The following is a 21,927-nucleotide window of genomic DNA, read 5'->3' as shown; positions in this document are numbered from 1 at the left end:
AAGCGGTGGCTCGCCCGACAGCGCGTGTTGCAAATCCCCACTCCAGTGCTCCTGCTCACCCCAATATTTACCGAAAAGGCCCCTTGGTAGACAATTCAATGTGCAACGTCTGTGGTTGCGCAGCCGTGGCGATTCTCAATGAGGATGCCCAGAACGCAGTGTGCATCGTAGAATGAGCGTAGTCCTCAAGGTCCTTCCTGGCAATTGAACGAAAAGACAACTGTTTAAGTATGTTGAACAACGTATCTGAATCTAGAATGCCGTTTGCCCCGCCGCAGAAAATCCTCCAGCTGGTTTGCTTGGCAGTATTGTGTTGCCTGGCGGGGTGTGGTGAGGATATCGAAATTCGTACCTACCAGGTTGCGAAATCCGATACGAATCGCAAGCCGGTGTCTGCCAAGTCGCCTGCATCGATGACTGAAAAGCAGATGTTGGCAGCGATTGTGCCGCATGGAAGTACCGCTTGGTTCTTCAAGTTGACGGGTGATGTCGCCAAGGTGGAAGAGCAACGCGAGGCCTTCCATCGCACGGTCACATCGGTCGGGTTTGGCGAATCGGGAATTCCAACTTGGCAGCTCGAAGAGGGGTGGACGGAAAAGATCGAACGCGGGATCACCTACGCCAGAATTATTGCACCTTCCGGCGATGTCGAAGCGACGGTGACTCAGTTGCCCGTATCTCCTGACGCCCTCGAGGACGCTGGCTGGAAAGATTACGTGGTCATCAACGTCAATCGTTGGCGTGGACAATTGTCCTTGGCCAGCCAAGGATGGGATGCCATGTCGAGTGAGCTTGAGGAGCTTCCCGAGTTGTCCGAAGGTGCGGCGAAAGCGTATTGGGTGAGTCTCATTGGTCGTGGCAGTGGCGGAATGGGGGGTGGTCCCTTCATGAACCGCATGGGAGCGACTCCTCCGGCAGCAGCCGAGGTCGCCTCGCCACATTCCACGTCCGCCAACGAGGAGGCGACGGCAGCAGAACCGACGCGTTCCCAAGCGGATATGGCCGAGGACGAGGCTCCTAGTCCAACTGCCGAGTCGGTAGGTGAAGCGCCGGCTGAGAAGCCTCCGGTTGCGAAGAGTAGTAGCGATTTGCAGTACGATGTGCCTGAGGGATGGTCGGAGATTGCCGCTTCCGGCATGCGCCGCGCCGCCTTTACGATCGAGCAAGATTCGTCGACAGCGGAAGTGACTGTCATTGCGGCTGGCGGAAGTATTGATGCGAACATTGGAATTTGGATGGGGCAAGTTTCTGTTGAGACAACTGAAGAGCTCAAGCGGGAAATCCTGGAGTCAGCCGAGCAGGTGCAGGTACATGAGATTGACGCTTCCTACTACACGATTGACGGAAGCGAGACTGAGGAGAAACAATCGATCTTGGTCGCCGATATCCCCTGGAAAAGTGGCGAATCGCTATTCGTTAAACTCAAGGGCGATGCCGAGTTAGTTCGCAACCAGCAGGATGCGTTTGTGAAGTTTTTAGAATCGCTTCAGTGGTAATTTCAAAGGTGATGAACGTGGCAACCGGAACCGTATCGAATTCTGCATCTCGCAGCCATGCGAGCAGCACGACTTCCGCTCCATTGGCAATCCTAAAAACTCTCGGCTCCTTGAAAATCACCGTCGCCATGTTTGCGATGGGGATTCTCATCGTACTGTTTGGTACGTTAGCCCAGGACGAGATGGATTTGTCGCAGGTCAAACGGGAATTTTTTAACTGCTGGATTGCCAGCATTCCGCTGGATATCCTGTTTCCGGTGACCCTCTTTCCCCACGAATTGCCGTACTTGGGTGGCTTTGGATTCTACTTCCCAGGTGGAGCAACCATCGGTCTGATTTTGCTGATCAACTTGATCGCGGCCAAGACCACACGCTTTTCCATCCAGGGCAAAGGCGGGAAACTGTGGGCTGGAATTCTGATAGCGGCCCTCGGTGCTGCCCTGGTTACCGTGGTGATTGTCGGTGGGCATGCTACCGATGGACTGCAGGGAAAACCGCCCATTACCTACGACACCCTGTGGAATCTGATGAAGGGTGGTTTCGTGCTGTTGACCCTGGCATTGATGACCTACGCCATCCTTGCCAAGATACCACGCCTAGCGCGCATCTTGGCGGGAACTTCGGCCGTCATTCTATTCGGAGTGAGCGCGCTGGTGCTCTCAGGTGGTGAGTCGGTACGGCTAGACGACCCTGGCCTGAGAATTGTTTGGCAACTCCTGCAAGCCACCATCGCCTCCAGTGTGATGTTAGCCGGACTGTGGTTGATCTTTGGTAAGCGTGGCGGCAACGTATTGATTCACATCGGCGTCGGCCTGCTGATGGTCGGCCAATTCGTGTTTGGTGACCGGCAGGTCGAACAGCGAATCGGTTTGGCCGAGGGAACTAAGACCAACTTAGTGGTCATTGAAGACCAAACCGAGATCGCACTCATCGATACCAGCGACTCCGAAAACGACACGGTCTACGCCATTCCTGAAGCACTGGTGCGCAAAGTGGCTGGGAAGGATACGGTGATTGATGACCCCGCCTTACCCTGCAAGGTCAAAGTCTTGCAGTGGATGAGAAATAGCACCTTGGCGCAGATTACCGATCCCGACAACAACCCTGCCACCAGTGGATTTGGATTGCAAGCAATCGCGGTCGAAGCGACCCCTGTGGGAGCGGCCATTATGGATGCTCGCAATATTGGTGCCGCCTACGTGCAATTGATCGACCGAGAAACCGATAAGCCGATCGAAACGTTGCTCCTGAGTCAGCAAATGAATGACATCTCGCAATTGACGGCAGCGATGGAGTCCGATCAGTACGAGGCGGTCACTATCGATGGTAAGTCTTTCGAAGTCGGCATCCGGTTTCGCCAGAGCCGCAAGCCGTACGACGTCGAATTGGTGGACGTGGAACGTATCAACTACAGTGGGACCGACACTCCGCGTGACTACTCATCACGAATTGTGATTACCGATCGAGAATCGGGAGATTCGCAAGAGGGGAAGACTTGGATGAACAATCCCATTCGCTACAAGGGGGAAACGTTCTACCAAAGTCGCTACAACCAGATTCCAACGCCCAACGGAGAGGTCATCGAGACGACCGGACTGCAGGTGGTGGAGAATGCAGGTTGGGTGATTCCCTACATGAGCTGCATGATGGTTTTTGTAGGCATGTTTGCACACTTTGGAGTTACCTTCCTGACCTTTTCCAATCGCTACGCACGAGGCAGCATCCCCAATGCGCAGACGACCAAGCGTGGGGCTGGGGGGCTGGTTTCGAGATTGGGAATCGCGGCGGTATCGCTCGGCGTGTGTGGCTTGGTGTGCGGGTACTTTGCGAAACCTCAGCACTATTCACGCGATCAGCTCAATTTGAACATTGTTAATAACTTGCCGGTGCAGCATGAAGGGCGGATCAAGCCCTTTGACACGGTCGCCCGAAATGTTCTGCAAACGATCAGCCAACCGATCTTTGGAAGCGTTCCCTATGTCAAAGATGAGCATGGGGAAAAGCGCCAGCCTAGCGAATGGTTGCTCGGTGTCATGGCAGGCCAAGATTGGGTTCGCAAGGCTGAAGTCTTTCGGATTTACGCGCCCGAAGTGCGGGGCTTGTTCGATCTGCCTCCACGCAAGGGGTATCGCTACTCCTACGCCGAGCTTGAGCCGAAGTTGCCAACCTTCCGTGAAGAGATCGCACCGCTCCGCGCGAAGGAGTCTGATACGTTCGACTTTTTCGAAAAGAAATTGGCCCAATTGCACGGGCAGATAAATCTGTACGACTTGTTGTATCTGAGCTATCAGATGCCACCCTTGCCCGATCCTTCAGAAGCGGAGTCGTCGGAGCAACGCACCGAGTTTTTCAACCGGATTATGCAAGTTGCTCAAATGATGCAGCAATTGGAGGATGGCCGCCCGCCGGCAGTCATCCCACCGAAGGGTGAGTTGACCAAAGAGAATTTGGTAGATGCCAAGTGGCAGGCTGTAGGACCCGCGGTATTCAATGGATTGATGAACCGAATGGGGGTTGAGACCTCTGAGACCAGTCCCGCTTTGCTGGCCTTTGACGATGTTTTGACGGCCGTTCGCGAAGACGATGTCTTGGCCGCGAACGAAAAGCTTCGCGAGTACGACAAGCTTCTGCGAAGTATGCCTCTCGCTTCCGCTGGAATGGACCGAGCTGCAGCCGAAAGCTGGTTGAACCATTTCAACCCCACCGCACAAGGTGTGTTGCTTTACTTGATCGCCATCTTGCTTGGTTTTGCAAGCTTCCTGTTCCGCAGCGAGAAGATTCGCAGCGCGACGTTTTGGGTATTGGTCGGGGTCTTTGTGATTCATACCATCGCCATTGTGGCTCGAGTCTATATCTCGGGTCGCGCCCCGGTGATCAACCTGTACTCTTCTGCCGTGTTTATCGGTTGGGCCTGCGTTTTGTTGGGATTGGTGCTGGAGACTATTTATCCCATTGGCATCGCCAACCTGGTTTCCGGATTCATCGGTATCTCGACACTGAGTGTCGCTAGATTCTTGGATACGCAGGACACGCTGCATGTGTTGCAAGCGGTCTTGGATACGCAGTTCTGGCTGTCGACTCACGTTATTACGGTGACGGCGGGGTATGCGGTGACGTTCTTGGCGGGCTTCATTGGTATTTGTGCTCTGGTGCATCGGATGGCTACTGGGTACGACGCGTATCCGGCCGGCAAACGTCCGAAGGAATCGGAAGAGTTTCAGCAGATTTTGTACCGCATGATGTACGGTGTCACGTGCTTCGCCATCTTCTTCAGCTTCATCGGTACGGTTCTAGGAGGCTTGTGGGCCGATGATAGTTGGGGGCGTTTCTGGGGATGGGACCCCAAGGAAAACGGGGCGATGATGATCGTGCTATGGAACGCACTCTTGCTGCACGCACGTTGGGATAAACAAGTGGGGGCACGTGGATTTGCCGCCCTAGCCGTGCTGGGGAATATTGTCACTGCTTGGTCCTGGTTTGGAACCAACCAGTTGGGTATCGGTTTGCATAGCTACGGCTTTACCAGCGGGGCCTTGTATACCTTGGGTGGTTTTGTGACCTTCAATCTCGTGTTCGTCGGGATTGCCTTGCTTGTGACTCGATCCTTTGCGGTGGCCGGGAGGAATGCAAACGCAGGATGACCACTGTCCCTCCAGGCAGTGCACTGAATCGGGGGCAAGTGTCGGATGGACACTGGGGCGGTCGCTTGCAGATTGTGCTGGCGGCCGTGTTGTGGAGTACGAGCGGCTTCTTTGCCAAGGCGCCTTGGTTCGACGCGTGGCCCGATGATGTGCGAGGTATCATGCTGGCCTTCTGGCGCAGCTTCTTTGCAATGCTGGTGCTGTTGCCGTTGATTCGCCGCCCGCAATGGCGATGGCCAATGGCCCCGATGATGATCTGCTTTGCGACCATGGTTTGGTCGTTCATGTCTGCTATGGTGCATGGACCTGCGGCCAACGCCATCTGGTTGCAGTATCTGTGCCCGGCGTGGGTCTTCCTGGTTGGCTTGCTATTTCTCAAGGAGCGCGTGCGAGCGGCCGACGTTTGGATGTTCTGCTTTTGCTTGGGGGGAGTGCTGCTAATCTTGTGCATGGAGATGTGGCAGGGAAGCCAGTTGTATGCGACGACGCTGGGGATTTTGTCGGGAGTCAGCTTCGCTGGCGTGCTGTTGTCGATGCGAACGCTGCGGGATGTCGATCCCACATGGCTCATTTTGCTCAACCATTCCGCCACTGTGGCCATTCTTTCGCCGTGGGTGCTGGCGGGACGACAGTCGCATGTTTCTACAGGCAGCTACATTGCGTTGGCGTTGTTTGGCGTATTCCAGATGTCGCTCCCCTACGTCTTGTTCGCCCGAGGGTTGCGCACCACATCGAGCCCTGAAGCGTCGGTGCTCGCCCTAATTGAACCGATCCTCGTTCCCATTTGGGTGTTCGTTGCTTGGCACACCCATCCCACCTACGAAGCACCAGCTTGGTGGGCATGGGCTGGGGCTGGATTGATCTTGATTGGGTTGCTCAATCGGTACCTTCCACGCACTGGAAGTTGCGTGAACCCGTAAATTGATCGCTCATGTGGGGTGTTTGGTTTCGGAAAAAGGAAAAATATTGCTTTTTAGTAATCCTTTGCGGTTGTGCCTTTACGATCTTTACAGGTAGGTTGGTAAGCGATGCGGGTCTAGTCGCCTCTGAGTGGCTTTAGTGGCGTATATCTGGGCCTTGCGGACTTTTCTTCATTCTTTTCTAGATCGGTAGGTAATGTGATGAGTAAGCGCAATGGGTTTACGTTAGTCGAGCTGCTGGTGGTGATTGCCATCATTGGCATTCTGGTGGGATTGCTGCTGCCGGCTGTGCAGGCGGCGCGCGAGGCGGCGCGGCGGATGCAGTGCTCCAATAATCTCAAGCAATTGAGTTTGGCTTGCCTTAACTACGAGAGTTCGTATCGGAAGTTCCCGATGGGGTTCGTGCCAGCCCGCGCGAACTATGCCGACAACAATAATGTGGAAGCTTGGGGCTGGACCGTGTTGGTGATGCCTTTTATTGAGCAGGGCAACCTCCATTCTCAGCTTGGGGCGGGGCAGTATTCTCTGGCGGATGTCTTGGCGGGCTCCAATCCAAACTTGGTCAATCCGGTTCCTGTGCTCCAGTCCGAGCTCGCAGCGTTTCGCTGTCCCAGCGATGCCAGTGAAGATCAAGCCAAGTCGGCGCGCCACTTCGGTGGCGGATGGGGAACCAATCAGGGCAGCCATGGAAATTGGAAGCCAGGATTGACGAACTATTTCAGCAGTCGTGGGACTCGCGATAGCAACCAGAAGGTGAATGACACCTACGGCATGTTCATGGAGAATCGTGCGGTCAAGATTGGGGACGTGAGCGATGGAACCAGCAACACATTCTGCATCGGAGAACGCGATTCGAAGTATGGTCGATCTGGAGCTTGGTGCGGAACACGGAATCCCTTCGGAGAGGGAAGCCGCGGTTTCTATACCTGTACGGCCAACGTGCGTGCTCCTTTGAATTCACCGAGTCCTCCCAATAATTGGGCTTCGAAGAATCGTGGTGCGGGTGCTGGTTTTTCGAGCTTGCACACCGGTGGTGCTCAATTTGCCTACGTCGACGGTTCGGTGCATTTCATCTCTCAAAGCATCGACTGGCGAACCGATTCCACACCCAATGGCCATTCCTATGATCCCAATCCTCCCGAGGATACGATGGGTACCTACCAACGATTGGGACGCCGGGAAGACGGCTTTGTCTTTTCGATCGATCCTTAAGATTGGGTAGCGAGTCGATCTAGTAAGCGGTCCGCCACGCGTGCCAAGTCCGCTTACTAATTAGCAGGGGATTTTCTGGTTCTCGGGCACTGCCTGAGAACCGTCCGTTGGGAGGCTTTCCACCGGTTGTTGCAATTAGGGCGTCGAAGGGCGGAACTCTGCTGTCTTGGGTGGATGCCGCGTCTTGGAACTGGAGCAGGAGTCGCAACTGTCAAGCGCAGCGCACTGGCAAGTAGTTCCAGTTGCGGAGCGAACGCGCGTATCCAAGAGATGGTATAGGGTGCGTCGAAGACGTCTTGCTGAATTCACTTTCAAAAATAGGTATAGGTAGTAGCATCGTGTTTTCAAAATCACAATGGAGTTTTTCGGTTCTGCTAGTAGTGGTAGCAGTGGGATTGAGCGGTTGTAGTTCTGGTGAGTATGGACAAGTGACCGGCACGGTCCTGGCGGGTGGAGAGCCGTTAAAAGGAGCCTTGCTTGAGTATTACCCGAAAGCGGGAGGATCTGCATCGAGTGCTCGCACCGACGAGAATGGCCGCTACGAATTGGTATTGGATCGTGACAATATGGGGGCATTGATCGGCGAGCACACCGTCAAGATCACAACCTTTGGCTCTGAGGGTGGCGGTGATTACGGCGCTCAGGAGTCACCCGAGACTCTACCAGCAAAGTACAACGTTGCCAGCGAGTTGTTTCGTACTGTTACGGGAGGCACCAACGTGATTGACTTCGAGCTCGATTATGAGGGGCAAGTGGTTCAGCCCCCAGGAGCTGGCGGCGGGCGGTATTGAGCGCGAGACGCTGACTCCTCCTTCATCGATTGTACTTTCCGGATAGGCGGTTGGTGGGACTCTGGGCCAATCGCTGCCGCACCTTGAGGGTGCAATGGTGTGCTTCGATCCTGGCGAGTCACACGGTGGCTGGTACGCTCTGTGATGACTTGATGAGAGTTGTAGAGTTGGAGGGTGTAGGGCACGGCCCGGGGGGCCAAGCTACGGGGCTAGGCTACGGGGGATGGCTACGGGGAGCGGTTGGCGGCGATCTCGGCTGCGGCTCGGAATCCGCTGAGGATGGCTCCCTCCATCGTGGCTGGCCAGCCAGTGTTGGTCCAGTCGCCGGCTAGGGCAATCGTCGGCGTCAAGCGCGTTGATGGCCGGTGTTGTAGGCTGCCCGGGCGGATGGAGAAGACGGCGTGAGGGTCGTTGACTGCCTTGAGGCCTAGGAGGCGTGCTGGGCGAGCTCGTGGGAATAGGGCGCGAATCTCTTCGCAGATCAATTCTGCGATGTCGTCAGAAGTCTTGCCCCGCAATCGATGCGATGCGCTGATCACAATTTGGTAGTAGTGCTCAGACGCCGCGATTTCCGCTGCTGCTGAGATGGTTGTCGTCGAACTTGCGGCGGGCAGTGGTGTGGTGGGGCGTGGGAAAACCCATTGGCAAGTGCGTCCCACGATGGCGGCGTGTGCGGTGGGGAGCCAAGCTCGATCCCACCAAGTGTGGACCCCCGCAATGGCCGATGCTCGAAGCTGCGCGGTGTGCGAAGCGAGTTGGCTGAGCTCAGGCACCGAACTGTTGACGGCTAGATTCGCAATGTGGTGCCAGGGGACTGCCACGACGATGGAATCTGCAGTGAATTCCGCCGAGCTGGTCACCACTTTCATGCGGCCGAGCGAAGTGGTCTGGATCGCGACCGCCGGAGAGGAAAGTTGGACTTCTACCCCCGACTGTTCGAGGTGTTTCTGCATTTCGCTGCCAAACAGCTCTGACAAGGGCCGTTGTGGAATGAGTAAGTGGTAGGCATCGCAGTGGTTTAGGAACCCGTCCTGCAGTACTTTGCACATCGCATGCAGGCTCACGTTCGAAAGCTGTTCCCCCAACGCGCTTACCAAAATTGTGGTCCAAAAGTTGGAGATTCCTCGTGGCGTTTGGCGGGCGGCTTGCAGCCACTCCAAGGCGGAATGGGCGTCGAGTTCTGCGGTTAGTTCGAGACGCTTCAACTTGAGCATTCCGCTGGCAATTCGATACCGATCGAGCAGGGAGAGATCTGGCCAGCGCCAAAGCCAACCGCTTAGATGCAATGGCGCTGGGCTGAAGGGCAGGGCGGATAGACGCCGGTAGGCTCCTGCGGAGCTATAGAAGTGAAGTTGTCGCTCGCGTTTCCAATCGGCTTGCTGCCCGAGCAGATCAATCAGATGCAAGAGATTGGAGCAGCAGCCCATCCCTACGTGTTGGCAATAGTCAATGCTGGTCGCCTCAATGCTGGTCGAAGGCGAGCGCGCTGCTTGGGGTAGGAACGAGCCGGCCCGACCGCCGAGTTGCCGGCGCGATTCGAGCAAAGTGACTCGTTGCCCAGGCTGTGCGAGTCGCATGGCTGCAGCGCAGCCTGCAAGTCCACCTCCGATGACAATCGTCGACTGCGGTGGGACTGGCTTTCGGGATTCAACGTGGTCTAGCGTTTGGGTTCACCTCGGGGAACTGCATGAGCAAACAATAGCTTGCTCTTGTGAAGATAGGAGAGGCGGATCTTGGAGGTAGACCAGAGTTGCTCTTTATGGCTGACAATCTCGTGGAGCAGGTCGCGGTAGGTGTGCCATATAAGGGAAAACATACGTTGACTGCTATTGGTGAGAAAGGGTTTGGTGTTCCAGCCCGAATCGAACAATGCGTAGGCGCGGTTGGCGGTGGCATCGATCAAGGCTCGCCAGTCGCCATCCGGCATGCATGCGCCGGGGAGTTGTCCGTCATGGGGTTTCGAACCGAAGCGTTGGGTGCGGGGGGGGCCTGCACTGGTATCGTGGGAGGCGACGCAGTCGAGCCAAGCAGTTTGGGAGACTCCGTATTGCTGCAGCTGGTCGGCGGGCAGATAGATGCGTCCGCGTTTGGCGTCCTCGGCGACATCGCGCAGAATATTGGTGAGTTGAAAGGCCTTGCCGCAGTCGAGAACTGCCTGTTCGGGGATCTCCGCCGAGCGTTTCCAAATGTGGGTGCAGGCTAGCCCAACGGTGGAAGCAACTTGATAACAATAGTGGTCGAGGGCTTGCCAATTGGCCGGGATTTGTGGTGTGAGATCGGAGATGACTCCATCGACGAGTTCGAGAAGAGGTGGTAGGGGAATGCCAAATTGTTGGACACAGCTCCGCAAGGCAGGCCACAGAAAGCGATAGTCGTGGAGTGAGTTGCCTGGGTCCGGGGGATCGACAAACTCACTCGCTGGCCGCACTTCACTGAGTTCCGCCAAGAGGCTGGCTTTCCATTGGGCGAGTTGCAGATGCCCCGTAGCTGCCGCGGTGGGGGCATCGGCCAAGTCGTCGGTAATTCTCGCAAAGGCATACAGGGCGATCATCGCTTGACGGCGTCTTGAATCGAGCAAGGCAAATGAGCTGTAGAAATTGCTGTCGCTACGTCGGCAAACGCGACGGCACCAGCGGATGCTCTCTTGGAACGTAATGGGGCGGTCCGCGGGCGGTATGTGGGGGAAGGATACTGGCGTCGTCATCTCTTCCTCCTGGAAACGAGTGTGGGTGGGGGCGTACGGCGGCGCCGCACGCGACCCAACGTGGCAGCCGTGAGTAGTTGCAGTTGATGCATTTTGGAAAGGGTCGGCCGATGGCTCCAGACGTCGTAGTCCTGCGATCGAATCTTATGCAGAATGGCCACCCCGCCGCGAACAAATAATTCTAGATCGGTGGCAAGCCAAGCTGGGACCTGGTGTACGATGCCCCAGCCTGATTCGAAGTAGCTTTGCGCCTCGGCGACCCAGGCGGCAAGCATTTCCCGGAGCTGGTCGGTTGGTTCCCCTGCCAGCAACATTTCTTCAGTGACGCCGTGAGGCTTCCAGAGCGAGCGGGGGGCGTAGATTCGATTCTTGAGGGCGTCCCGCGCCATGTCTTGGCAAAAATTAGCAAGCTGTAGCCCGGTGCAGACCAGGTTGCTTAACTGCAGCGCTTCTTCGGAGTGCACGTCGGCGACCTGCAGCAAGAGTTGTCCGACGGGATTGGCAGAACGCTGGCAGTAGAGCAGGAGTTCGGCCGCGGTTTCATAGCGGCAGGTGGTTTGATCTTGTTGGAAGGCGTTCAGCAGGTCGAGGAAGGGTTGCGGGGGGAGTGAATGCTGCTGAATGGTTGTCTGCAGACTGCGTAAGACGGGATGGGTGGGGGCACCGCCGTAGCACAGCAAGAACTGTTGTTGCCAGGCAGCCAGCCGCCTGAGGCTTTCTTGAGGAGTGTCCAATTCGTCGGCCAGGTTGTCCGACCAGCGGCAGAAGGCATAGATATTGTAGAAATCTTGGCGATATCGCCGCGGCAAGAGGCAGGAGGCCACCACAAAATTTTCATACTGCCGCTTGGCCCACATGCGGCAGTAGAGGGAGGCCTCGGTTTGCGATAGTTCACGGCTCGGCACTTGGGGGGAGATGCCGGCTGAGTTCTCGCTACTTTTACTTGGTTGAGGGCAGGCGGGCCCATAGCGCTCCAGTTCCCGCAGGAAAAAAGCTCGATCGGTAGTCGTGTTTGTGTCCGTTTCCGGCATAATAGGACTTTGATGCTAATTGGCGGCTTGTGATTCAACAGCCTAATGCAGTGACCCGGTGAATGGTTCCTGTCCCACACTGAAAATCTAGGAAATCGCGATGGAAATCATCCTGGCGGCCCCAAGGGGATTTTGTGCGGGAGTCAATATGGCTGTGACGAGCCTCGACTTAGCGATCCAGTATTTTGGTACTCCGATCTATGTCTATCATGAAATTGTGCACAACCAGTATGTGGTAAAGACGTTTCAGGCTAAAGGGGCAGTGTTCGTCGACGAATTGTCCGAAGTCCCTGAGGGGGCCACCGTTCTGTTCTCGGCCCATGGTGTTTCTCCGGAGATTCGCGAAGTGGCGCGAACGCGGAAGTTGTTCGCGATCGATGCGACTTGTCCGCTAGTGACCAAAGTGCATTTGGAGGCGATCAAGTATGCGAAAGAGGGGTACACCATCATTCTGATTGGCCATGAAGGTCATGATGAGGTGATCGGTACAATGGGGGAGGCGCCGGAGGCCATCGTCTTGGTGGAGGATGAGGCTGGGGTTGAACAACTCAATTTTCCGGCGAATGGGAAATTGGCCTATCTGACCCAAACGACGCTCAGCGTAGATGATGCCACCCGTATTATTCTGGCCTTGCGTGAGCGATTTCCTTGGGTTGAAAGTCCTCCCAAGGAGGACATCTGTTATGCGACTCAGAATCGCCAAGAAGCGGTTCGCCTGTTGAGCCAAGAAGCCGAAATTGTCTTGGTGATCGGTAGTCAGAACAGTAGCAATAGCCAGCGTTTGCGCGAGTTAGGGCGTGAGCAGGGGAAGGATGCATTCCTGATTGATGGAGTGGAGGATATCGATCGCAATTGGTTTAAGGGCTCGGACCGCGTGTTGCTGACCGCGGGCGCCAGCGCGCCTGAGTCGGTCGTTCAGGAAACCGTGGAGTGGCTTGTTCGGGAGTTCAATGCCACGGTCCGCGAGCATGCCGTCAAAGAGGAAAACGTCCACTTTCCACTTCCCAAACCGCTTCGCCAACTCGTCAAGGATGGGAGTTTGGTTGAGTAGAGATCGTGAACATTGGCCTTCGGTCCCTAAGTTTATTGAGTGCTAGGTGCATTGTCCAAGCTTAATTTTCGGGTTGCCCGGAAAAAGGTGTCCGACACCAAAAGCCGGCACGGCCCTTCGGGTGCTTTGTACTTTTGGTGTCGGACACCTTTTCCCGAACGCTCGCTAAACCTCTAATTCTTAGTGTTGACGATACACTAGGTGCTTCGCAGCAAGGCCGGTCCCTCGCAGTCCCAGGTGGCTTCGCCTAGAATGCTCGCATCGGTGACTGATAGACGTGTGAGGGATGTATGGGCGGACAATTGAGCGAGGAACTGGGGACTTGGGCAGCCAGCTGGAGACATCGTCACCTGTTGGGGTTGGAAAGTCTTTCCGCTGCCGATATTACGACTCTTCTAGACACTGCGGAAGTCCTAAGCGGCCGCTTTAAAAGCCAGGGGCAGAAGCTGGATCTGCTCAGCGGTAAGACGGTCGCCAACTTGTTCTTTGAAAATAGTACGCGGACGCGCAATAGTTTCTCGTTGGCCTCCAAACGCCTCGGCGCGGATACTATTGAGTTCGCTTCGTCGGGGTCTTCCGTTTCCAAAGGCGAGACGTTCATCGATACCGCCAAGACGATTGAGGCAATGGGGGCCGATGCCGTCGTGGTCCGACATGCCACCCCGGGGACCGCCAGCCTGCTGTCGGAACACCTCGATTGTTCCGTCCTCAACGCGGGCGATGGGGCCCACGAGCATCCCACGCAGGGATTGTTGGACATCCTGACCATTCGCCAGAAACGCGGCAGCCTACGGGGGCTGACCGTTGGTCTGGTTGGCGATATCGCACACAGCCGGACGGCTCGATCCAACATCTGGGGCTTGCAGAAATTGGGGGCGCACGTAATTGTTTGTGGCCCCGCAACTTTGGTGTCCCGCAAGTGGGAGGCGCATGGTGTCGAGGTAGCGCATCGGCTCGATGATATCTTACCCAAATGTGATGTTTTAAATCTGCTGCGGATCCAGTTCGAGCGCCAAGCCATCCGCCCATTCCCATCGGTTCGGGAGTACGCATTGTTGTACGCCATGAATGCAGAACGCATGCGACGCGCTAAACCCGATGTGCTCATTATGGCGCCCGGCCCAATCAACCGGGGCGTGGAGATAACGCCTGAAGTGGCAGATGGACCGCATTCTGTGATATTGCAGCAGGTGGGCAACGGCATTGCAGTGCGGATGGCCGGACTGTGGTTGAGCATTAATGCCAACTGTAACAAAGCGGGAGTGAGTGCAAGTGACCGTTCATAGCAGCGATGAGCATTGGTTGATTGAAAAGGGATTGATCGTCGATCCGCGGCAGGGCTTGGAACGTCTCGGTCGGCTACTAATTTCCGGTGGCAAGATTGCTGCACTGGACCCCATGGACGACGCCCTGCCGGCAGGCTGCCGTCGCGTGGATGCGAGTGGCTGTATTGTGGCGCCTGGCTTGGTCGATCTGGCCAGTGAGTTGGGGGAGCCAGGGTGCGAGGAAAATGAGACGATCGCGTCCGGCACGCTGGCGGCGGTGGCTGGTGGCTTCACCTCTCTGGCGTGTGCAGCGAACACGGATCCTCCGATTGATACCGCAGCAGCCGTTGAATTTGTGAGGCAGAAGGCGGCTCGTGCGGGGCATTGTCGCGTCTACCCGATCGGCTGCGTCAGTAAGGGACGCGCCGGAGAGGAATTGGCGGAGATCGGTGCGCTGGTGGAAGCTGGGGCCATTGCATTGAGCGATACCCCGCGGCCGATTAGCAACACGGCCCTGTTGCGGCGAGCGCTTGAATACTGCCAGATGTTTGACCGCCCCATCTTTGATCGACCGGAGGTCACCAGCCTCACGCGGGGTGGGGTAATGCATGAGGGGATGATGCAGCTCGTGTTGGCACTCGCCCCCATGCCGGCCGAGGCGGAGGATTTGGCCACGTCTCGCGACCTGCGATTGCTGGAGACGACCGGTGGCCGGTTGCACCTTAGCAGTATCTCAACCGCGGGTAGCGTCGAGCTGGTCACTCGCAGCAAGAAACGGGGGACGGTCGTTAGCGTCGGAGTCCGCATTGCCAATCTGTGTTTTGAAGATGAGCTCCTGCGCTCGTTTGATTCGAATTTGAAAGTTAACCCACCACTGCGAAGCCGCGAGCACATTGATGCTTGCATTGCTGCCCTGGTGGATGGACAAATCGACGTGTTAACTAGTGGGCATCAACCCAAGTCCCTAGAGAAGAAGATGCAGGAGTTGGATGTGGTTCCTTTTGGCATGACCACGCTCGATACGGCTCTTTCGCTGGTCATTACCCACTTGGTTCAGCCCGGTATCTTGGGGTGGCGTCGAGTGATTGAATGCATGTCCTCGGCACCTGCGGAGGTGTTGGGGATCAACGCCGGATGTTTGTCGGTAGGAAAGCCGGCGGATGTCGTGGTAATCGACCCTCACGTCAAGTGGACGGTCGAGCCGGCTGCCTTGCATTCCCGCAGTCGCAACACGCCTTTATTGGGCAAAGAATTGCAGGGACGGGCGCGCTACGTTTGGGTGGGTGGCAAGCCGATGTATGGAATGGAAGATCCAGACGTGTCTTGAATGTGGCGCCGTCTTGAAAAGGTGTTGGCTACTTTGGTGTGCAGAGCACCGCGAAGGCCCGTTCCTAAAAAGTAGCGGAATCCATTGATCAGCGCACTTTCTAGTAAATGCACTATCCAGCATCCCTGAGTAGACAAAAAAAGCCGCTAAGTGCTATGCCTCGTTGGAGGCGGCGCTTAACGGCTAATTCGAAGCTTCCGATTGTGCTCGGCAAAAGTGGAGCCGGTGCGAGACAAGCGAAGATCGAGCGTGCTTCTGCACATGCTACTTGAAGATCTAGGCTAACGCAAAAATTGATCCCTCTGCCAGTTAAATCAATCGGAAGTTCATTTTGCGGGCTTATCACGGCCCACGGGTAAACTATAGGCTGTGGCGAGCTGACAGCAAGGTTGATCGTCCAAAGTTGAGCCAGAACGTTGATGATTTTTTAGAATTTGCGGAGAGTTTTTCCGCACTCAATCCTCGGGACATTCCTTACTATCGCGAATGGAAAGTTGGCTATGACACTTGGTAAACCAAGTCTGGGTAACGGTTTAAATGGAGCGGCCCTCTCCGTCTTTTTGGGGATGGTAGAGCATCAAGAGGAGTTGCGAGTCGATTACCAGCAGTTGGCCAATGGGACGCACTTGCTCGACTGTGGAATTCAGGCGCCAGGCGGTCTGGCAGCCGGCCAGCGATTTGCCGGAATTTGTCTCGCCGGACAAGCTTCTCTGCAGCTTGTTCCCGGTGAGCGCGCTGTTTGGCCGGGGCCTTGGGTTCAAGTCTCCACCGACAAGCCCGTTCAAGCGTGCATGCTGGCACAGTACGCGGGTTGGCCGGTGAAGCATGATAAATTCTTTGCAATGGGTTCGGGGCCAATGAGAATTCGCCGTGGCAAAGAGGAGATCCTAAAGAGCCTCGCTGCCAGCGACTCCGACGAGATTGCGGTGGGGACTCTGGAGAGTGATGTGCTGCCAACCGAAGAGGTAGCAGCGGCAATCGCAGCCGAGTGCGAGGTGCCTCCCGAATCCCTCTACTTAGCGGTCGCTCCGACGCGCAGTTTGGCTGGATGTGTACAAGTGGTTGCCCGCAGTGTCGAGACCTCTTTGCACAAGTTGCATGAACTCGGGTTTCCACTAGAGAATGTCCTCAGTGGCTATGGGGTAGCTCCTGTTCCGCCACCTACCCCAAATTTTGCCAAGGGCATTGGTCGCACCAATGATGCGATACTTTATGGTGGCCATGTAAGCTTGTGGTTGCGCGGTGAGGATGAGGTGATTGCAGAGCTGGGTGCGAAGTTGCCGAGTTGTGCATCGCGAGATTTTGGCGAGCCGTTTGCCGAGATCTTTAAACGCTACGAATACGATTTCTACAAGGTGGATCCAGGCTTGTTCAGTCCTGCTGAGGTGACGTTGATGAATGTCGAAACGGGGCGTAGCTGGCGATTCGGCGAGCTGCGAGGGGATCTCGTGCAGCATTCGTTCGAGACCCAGGATTCCGGAGTGCAGGCCTCTAAAACGCAGTCGTCAGGTTCAAGTCCTTCTCGCGAAGTGGAATCACGGTAAATGCACAGACGGCTAGCAATTCTTGGTGTGCCGGAGGGACCCTATGTCCGCGACTTGCAACGGGCTGCCCTGGAACTACAACCTGATATTCAAATCGATTTGCTGCGCTACGTCGATTTGCAGTTGGGGTTGAGTGGATCTATCGAGAGCGGCGTGGGAGTGTTCGTGGAGCCCCCGCCCTATGAAGCGGTGATCGTCCGGTCGATGCCATTGGGCACGCTGGAGCAAGTCATCTTTCGGATGGACTGCTTGCAGGGGTGGGAAGCGGCGGGAGTGCGGCTAGTGAATTCGCCGCGCAGTTTGGAGGTTGCCATTGATAAGTGGCTGACCCTCCAGCGACTGGCCGTGGCTGGCTTGCCCATTCCAGCGACCATTGCTTGCCAAACGCGAGAGTCCGCCATGCTGGCCTATGAAAAGCTAGGCGGTGATGTCCTCATCAAGCCCCTGTTTGGTGGCGAGGGCCGAGGGATTGTACGCGTGCAGTGCAAGGACATGGCCTGGCGCGTGCTCGGGAGCTTGCAGCAAATCGGACAAGTGCTCTATGTGCAGCAGTTTGTCGAGCACTCGGGATACGATATTCGCGTGCTATTCGTTGGTGAGCAACATTATTCGATTCGTCGACGAGCTCAGGGAACGTGGCTCACCAATCTATCGCAGGGAAGCGTGGCTGAATCGCATGCATTGTCTGAACTGGAACTCGATTTAGCGTGGCGAGCGGCTCGGGCTATTGGAGGCGCGGTCGTGGGGGTCGACCTGCTGCCTACGCTCGACGGACGACGACTGGTGCTTGAGGTAAATGCCGTACCAGGCTGGAGAGGGACCGGCGCGGCACTCGGCGTGGACATCGCAAGGCAGGTAGTGCAGTATGCCCTGCGAGATGGCGACTGAGTTTGGAGGGGAATTGCATCAATTGACCGTTAGCATTTGATGGGCCTAGGTGCATGCCCGTTTCCGAAGAGCTTCCCTGAACCGGGGCACTAGGAAACGAGCTAGCGGGGCGGTGGGAGATGAAACCGCGAAAGACGCTAAATATGCGAAAGGAGTACAGGGGCAGTATTGGTAGCCGATCATTTCCTGGCAACTCGACTCGTTGATCGATGTAGATTCAGTAGGGTGGGGGCGGCCCCCCTTATTTGCTCGTTCAGTTTGTCGTATGTTGGCATACCTAGCGGGAGTTTCCAACTTGCGCTGGGTATCGGCAGTATTGCGTTAGATTTGAAGGTTCGATCATGGATCCAGTTCGCGTTTCAGAGGGGGAGAGGCCAACCGCAAATATTGCGGCTCGACTACGGCAGGTAGCGGCGAAGCAGCCAGCCCAAATCGCCTTGGCCAGTCCGCTGGGACGCTATGAACCGGGGCGCAAGCGGGATTACGCCACGATGACCTTTGCAGACCTAGAGCTGCATACTTCTTCCATTGCTGCTGGCTTGCAGAAGATGGAGATTACCCCCGGCATGCGGATCGTGATGCTGGTCAAGTTTGGGGCCGATTTCATTTCGCTGGTGTTCGCACTACTCAAGGCAGGGGCGGTCGTGATCTTGATCGATCCGGGGATGGGCCGCAAGAATTTGGTGCGTTGCTTAGAGGCTTCCAAGCCGGATGGTTTTGTGGCGATTCCCGCTGCGCAGCTGATTCGCATGGTGCTCCGCCGTCGCTTCCCCCATGCTCGCAAGAACGTTACGGTTGGACCGCGGTACGGCTTTCTTCCCAAACCGACGTTGGCAAGCTTGGCAGGAACCCCTTCTGCACTCTATATTCCCCCGCCGATTACCTTGGACTCTGAGGCTGCCATTATCTTTACGACGGGCAGCACGGGGCCGCCTAAGGGGGTGTTGTACACGCACCGCACGTTTAACAGTCAAGTCGATCAATTGGTCGAACACTACGGAATAAAGCCTGGAGGTTGCGACCTGTCGGCGTTTCCACTGTTTGGTTTGTTCAATGCAGTGATGGGGACGACGACGGTCATTCCAGACATGGACCCCACGCGGCCGGCCGACGTCGATCCGCCGCGTTTGTTGGATGCGATGGATCAGTGGAAAGTCAATCAGGCGTTTGGATCACCCGTGTTGTGGACAACCGTTGGGCGTTGGGCCACCGAGCGAGGTCGGAAGGTAGAAAGTCTGCGTCGAGTCTTCTCCGCCGGTGCTCCAGTCTCTCCCAATGTCCTGCGATGGATGCGCGACACGATGGGGGAGGGAGGAGAGATGTTCACTCCCTATGGGGCCACCGAATCACTGCCAGTGGCATCGATCGAATCGCGTGAGGTGTTGGAGGAAACGGCAGATAAATGCGATGCAGGAGCAGGCACCTGTGTAGGTCGCCGGTTCTCCGGTATTGAGTGGAAGGTGATTGCCATCGACGACGGTCCCTTGGCTTCGATCCAGGATGTGCGCGAGTTGCCACAAGGTCAGATTGGTGAGTTGATGGTGACCGGTGATGTGGTGACCCATCAGTATGTGACTCGCACCGATCAAAACCTCTTGCATAAAGTGCAGGATGGAGATCGCATATGGCATCGAATGGGCGACGTCGGCTATCTCGATGAGCAAGGCCGATTCTGGTGCTGTGGACGCAAGTCCCATCGGGTGAGGACCGCAGGAGGCCAGTTGTTCACCGAACCGTGTGAGGCCATTTTTAACACGCATCCGCACGTACACCGCTCGGCGCTGGTCGGAATTGGCGAACTGGGTTCGCAGCAACCGGTCTTGATCGCCGAGCTGTGGCCTGAACACACGCCTCACGATTCGCTGAGTCGCCAACAGTTGATTGCGCAGCTGCGAGGGATTGGTAAATCCCACGCGCTGACGAAGTCGATTGAACACATCCTGCTGTATCCCAAGCGTTTGCCGACCGATATCCGGCACAATGCCAAGATTTTTCGAGAGCAGCTCGGCCCCTGGGCAGCCAAGCAACTCATGCAAACTAGTAGGAGGAGTTGAGCGGTGGATTTGTTTGCAGCTCAGGAAGCAGAGAACTTACAGCGCAATTTGCCTTTGGCCGCCCGCATGCGGCCACGCAGTTTGTCCGAGTTCAGTGGGCAATCGCACTTCTTAGGAGAAGGCAAGCTGCTGCGGCGGTTGATTGATGCGCGGCGTTTGAGTAGCGTGCTGCTGTATGGTCCGCCGGGAACCGGCAAGACAACGCTCGCGCATCTCCTGGCGGTGGAAACGGGTGGCAAGCTGATGCCCATCAGCGCCGTGACCAGTGGAGTGAAAGACCTGCGCGAGATCTTGACGCGCGCACGCGATGCCGTCGCTACAGGCAGCCCGCGACCGCTGTTGTTTGTGGATGAGATACACCGCTTCAATCGTGCGCAGCAGGACGCTCTGCTACCGGATGTGGAGGAGGGGATCGTGACGCTGATTGGCGCAACGACCAGCAATCCCTTTTTTGCCGTGAACGGAGCTTTGCTCAGTCGTAGCCAAGTGTTTCAGTTTCAACCACTGAGTACTGAGGACATTACGCAGCTACTGCAACGTGCCTTAGAGGATCGGGCGCGCGGTCTCGGTGAAATCCGAACCCAATGCGAGGCCGGTGCTCTGGAGTACTTGGCGACCGCTTGCGAAGGGGACGCTCGCCGGGCACTGGGGGTGCTGGAGGTAGCCGTACTGTCAACCAAAACTCAACCTGTTCAGTTGACGCAGAGTTTGCTGCGGGAGTCGATGCAGCAGAAGACGCTGCAGTACGATGGGGCAGGGGATGAACACTACGATGTGTCGAGTGCATTAATCAAAAGTATTCGTGGCAGTGATCCCGATGCGGCCCTGTACTGGTTGGCGCGAATGTTGGAAGCCGGGGAGGATGTGCGGTATATCTGTCGCCGACTGATTATTCTCGCCAGCGAAGATGTCGGCAACGCCGACCCGCAGGCTCTGGTGCTTGCCATGGCCGCGGCGCAGGCTTGCGAGTTCGTCGGCTTACCAGAATGCCAGCTTACTCTTTCACAGGCTGTCCTCTACTTGGCCTGCACTGAGAAGAGCAATGCAGCCACCGTCGCCATCGGCGCCGCCCGGCGAGAGGTCCGTGATGGGAAATTGCTTCCAGTTCCAGTTCACCTCCGCGACGGACACTATCGAGGAGCGGCCGAATTGGGGCATGGCGTGGGGTACCAGTACTCGCATAACTCTCCAGATGGAGTTGTTGACCAAGACTACTTGGGGGTAGACCGTACTTTTTATGAGCCGACCAACCGGGGGTGGGAGGGGGATCACACCAAGCGATTGGAAGCGATTCGCGAGCGATTGAGAACCACCGCATCTCCAGAGGAGTAGAGCAGGAAGGTTGCTTGGGGCACGCGCGGGGGCTCTGCGGCACTAACGATCGGCGCGCGGCCTATCTGGACTTTGCGGTTCAGGTGTGGCAGGCAAGGGCAAGCCGACCGCCAGGCAGCTTGTGGATTCTGTCCGTCGCAATCCAGTTGCATGTGATTCGTGTGTGTTGTCTAGTCGCAAGCGTGGGGCGGAAGGTCCCTGCATCCGCGGAAGTATTTTAATTCCGCATTCGTAAAATCGGCAGCCGTTTCTTTGCCTTTGCTCGCTGGTTTGCAGCTTGGCTGTTTAATCGCGATCGCGGGTTTAACGCGAGAGTCGCCCCCCGAAACTCACTGTAGCGGCGTCCCCTTATTCCTTGCACGCACGGCGGGTTGTTCGTTGGACAAGCCGCTCGCGCGTTTACGGAATCTTAATTTCGCGCAATTGGAAATTTGGGGTCCCGTTCTCCCTGTGGCAGGGTAGGTTACCTGAAGAGTCAGTGGATCACGCTAGGCTTCTCAACCCCCGTAATGGCTTGTTGATTTCAGAGCGTTTTCAGTATTGCCGCCAAGGTGGTACCCCTAAATTGCCCCGTTGCAGCAACCGCCTCTCCATGCTCACGTCGCGGGTAACGATTTCTTCAAATCGCCATCGACGGGTGACTATTCCGACAAGTCCGCAAGCCGGGGGAG

General features: G+C 56.4%; 15 protein-coding genes. 12 read left to right on the top strand and 3 right to left on the bottom strand.

The window, feature by feature from the left end; all coding sequences use genetic code 11:
• Positions 1 to 257: 257 nt before the first annotated feature.
• The 5 genes from Q31a_RS28565 to Q31a_RS28545 all read left to right on the top strand — a co-directional run bounded on the left by Q31a_RS28565 (position 258) and on the right by Q31a_RS28545 (position 8,060).
• Entirely contained in the window at positions 258 to 1,496 is a 1,239-nt protein-coding gene (locus Q31a_RS28565; protein WP_145085959.1) for a hypothetical protein, read from the top strand.
• The gene (ccsA, locus tag Q31a_RS28560) at positions 1,490 to 5,137 is read left to right on the top strand and encodes a cytochrome c biogenesis protein (protein WP_145085956.1); all 3,648 of its coding nucleotides are present in this window, start codon (positions 1,490 to 1,492) and stop codon (positions 5,135 to 5,137) included. Before Q31a_RS28565 ends, ccsA begins: the two co-directional genes overlap by 7 nt.
• The gene (locus Q31a_RS28555) at positions 5,134 to 6,057 is read left to right on the top strand and encodes a DMT family transporter (RefSeq protein WP_145085953.1); all 924 of its coding nucleotides are present in this window, start codon (positions 5,134 to 5,136) and stop codon (positions 6,055 to 6,057) included. Before ccsA ends, Q31a_RS28555 begins: the two co-directional genes overlap by 4 nt.
• Positions 6,058 to 6,258: 201 nt before the next feature.
• Complete coding sequence (locus tag Q31a_RS28550; RefSeq protein ID WP_145085950.1) at positions 6,259 to 7,269, top strand: DUF1559 domain-containing protein; 1,011 nt, start codon at positions 6,259 to 6,261, stop codon at positions 7,267 to 7,269.
• Between the two features lie 338 nt (positions 7,270 to 7,607).
• Positions 7,608 to 8,060 carry a carboxypeptidase-like regulatory domain-containing protein gene (locus tag Q31a_RS28545; protein WP_145085947.1) on the top strand — a complete coding sequence of 151 codons (453 nt, stop codon included), beginning with the start codon at positions 7,608 to 7,610 and terminating at the stop codon, positions 8,058 to 8,060.
• Positions 8,061 to 8,287: 227 nt separating this feature from the next.
• Here the strand turns inward: Q31a_RS28545 and hpnE are convergent, their stop codons facing one another.
• Genes hpnE through hpnC form a run of 3 tightly spaced genes read right to left on the bottom strand, consistent with a single transcriptional unit; the run spans position 8,288 to position 11,795 of the window.
• Positions 8,288 to 9,670, bottom strand: a complete 1,383-nt coding sequence (gene hpnE, locus Q31a_RS28540) for a hydroxysqualene dehydroxylase HpnE (RefSeq protein ID WP_231691272.1) — start codon at positions 9,668 to 9,670, stop codon at positions 8,288 to 8,290.
• 47 nt (positions 9,671 to 9,717) lie between these two features.
• On the bottom strand, positions 9,718 to 10,764 hold the full coding sequence (locus Q31a_RS28535; protein WP_145085940.1) for a phytoene/squalene synthase family protein: 1,047 nt from the start codon (positions 10,762 to 10,764) through the stop codon (positions 9,718 to 9,720).
• A complete protein-coding gene (gene hpnC / locus Q31a_RS28530; protein ID WP_145085937.1) occupies positions 10,761 to 11,795 on the bottom strand; it encodes a squalene synthase HpnC in 1,035 nt (344 codons plus the stop codon). The genes Q31a_RS28535 and hpnC overlap by 4 nt, the downstream gene beginning before the upstream one ends.
• A gap of 100 nt (positions 11,796 to 11,895) precedes the next feature.
• Here hpnC and ispH point away from each other — a divergent pair, with 100 nt between their 5' ends.
• The 7 genes from ispH (at position 11,896) to Q31a_RS28495 (ending at position 21,256) form a co-directional block, all read left to right on the top strand.
• Positions 11,896 to 12,846: a 4-hydroxy-3-methylbut-2-enyl diphosphate reductase gene (ispH, locus tag Q31a_RS28525; protein WP_145085934.1), complete on the top strand. Its 951-nt coding sequence runs from the start codon at positions 11,896 to 11,898 to the stop codon at positions 12,844 to 12,846.
• 290 nt (positions 12,847 to 13,136) lie between these two features.
• Positions 13,137 to 14,132, top strand: a complete 996-nt coding sequence (locus Q31a_RS28520; RefSeq protein WP_145085930.1) for an aspartate carbamoyltransferase catalytic subunit — start codon at positions 13,137 to 13,139, stop codon at positions 14,130 to 14,132.
• Complete coding sequence (locus Q31a_RS28515; protein ID WP_145085927.1) at positions 14,119 to 15,438, top strand: dihydroorotase; 1,320 nt, start codon at positions 14,119 to 14,121, stop codon at positions 15,436 to 15,438. Before Q31a_RS28520 ends, Q31a_RS28515 begins: the two co-directional genes overlap by 14 nt.
• A 500-nt stretch (positions 15,439 to 15,938) precedes the next feature.
• On the top strand, positions 15,939 to 16,982 hold the full coding sequence (gene mch, locus Q31a_RS28510; RefSeq protein WP_145085924.1) for a methenyltetrahydromethanopterin cyclohydrolase: 1,044 nt from the start codon (positions 15,939 to 15,941) through the stop codon (positions 16,980 to 16,982).
• A complete protein-coding gene (locus Q31a_RS28505) occupies positions 16,983 to 17,870 on the top strand; it encodes an ATP-grasp domain-containing protein (RefSeq protein ID WP_145085921.1) in 888 nt (295 codons plus the stop codon). It abuts the gene before it with no gap.
• A 341-nt stretch (positions 17,871 to 18,211) separates the two neighbouring features.
• Positions 18,212 to 19,924 (top strand): fatty acid CoA ligase family protein, encoded by a 1,713-nt coding sequence (locus tag Q31a_RS28500; protein ID WP_145085918.1) that lies wholly within the window; start codon positions 18,212 to 18,214, stop codon positions 19,922 to 19,924.
• Between the two features lie 3 nt (positions 19,925 to 19,927).
• The gene (locus Q31a_RS28495; RefSeq protein WP_145085915.1) at positions 19,928 to 21,256 is read left to right on the top strand and encodes a replication-associated recombination protein A; all 1,329 of its coding nucleotides are present in this window, start codon (positions 19,928 to 19,930) and stop codon (positions 21,254 to 21,256) included.
• The last annotated feature ends 671 nt before the right edge of the window (positions 21,257 to 21,927 follow it).

The sequence above is a fragment of the Aureliella helgolandensis genome (assembly GCF_007752135.1).
Lineage (GTDB): Bacteria > Planctomycetota > Planctomycetia > Pirellulales > Pirellulaceae > Aureliella > Aureliella helgolandensis.
Note: the sequence above shows the minus strand (reverse complement) of the source record. Positions and strands in the feature narration are given on the sequence as shown.

Coding starts and splice junctions, on each gene's coding strand:
- Q31a_RS28565 (WP_145085959.1), top strand. CDS start 258: ATGCCGTTTGCCCCGCCGCAGAAAATCCTCCAGCTGGTTTGCTTGGCA.
- Q31a_RS28555 (WP_145085953.1), top strand. CDS start 5,134: ATGACCACTGTCCCTCCAGGCAGTGCACTGAATCGGGGGCAAGTGTCG.
- Q31a_RS28550 (WP_145085950.1), top strand. CDS start 6,259: ATGAGTAAGCGCAATGGGTTTACGTTAGTCGAGCTGCTGGTGGTGATT.
- Q31a_RS28535 (WP_145085940.1), bottom strand. CDS start 10,764: ATGACGACGCCAGTATCCTTCCCCCACATACCGCCCGCGGACCGCCCC.
- hpnC (WP_145085937.1), bottom strand. CDS start 11,795: ATGCCGGAAACGGACACAAACACGACTACCGATCGAGCTTTTTTCCTG.
- ispH (WP_145085934.1), top strand. CDS start 11,896: ATGGAAATCATCCTGGCGGCCCCAAGGGGATTTTGTGCGGGAGTCAAT.
- Q31a_RS28520 (WP_145085930.1), top strand. CDS start 13,137: ATGGGCGGACAATTGAGCGAGGAACTGGGGACTTGGGCAGCCAGCTGG.
- mch (WP_145085924.1), top strand. CDS start 15,939: ATGACACTTGGTAAACCAAGTCTGGGTAACGGTTTAAATGGAGCGGCC.
- Q31a_RS28505 (WP_145085921.1), top strand. CDS start 16,983: ATGCACAGACGGCTAGCAATTCTTGGTGTGCCGGAGGGACCCTATGTC.
- Q31a_RS28500 (WP_145085918.1), top strand. CDS start 18,212: ATGGATCCAGTTCGCGTTTCAGAGGGGGAGAGGCCAACCGCAAATATT.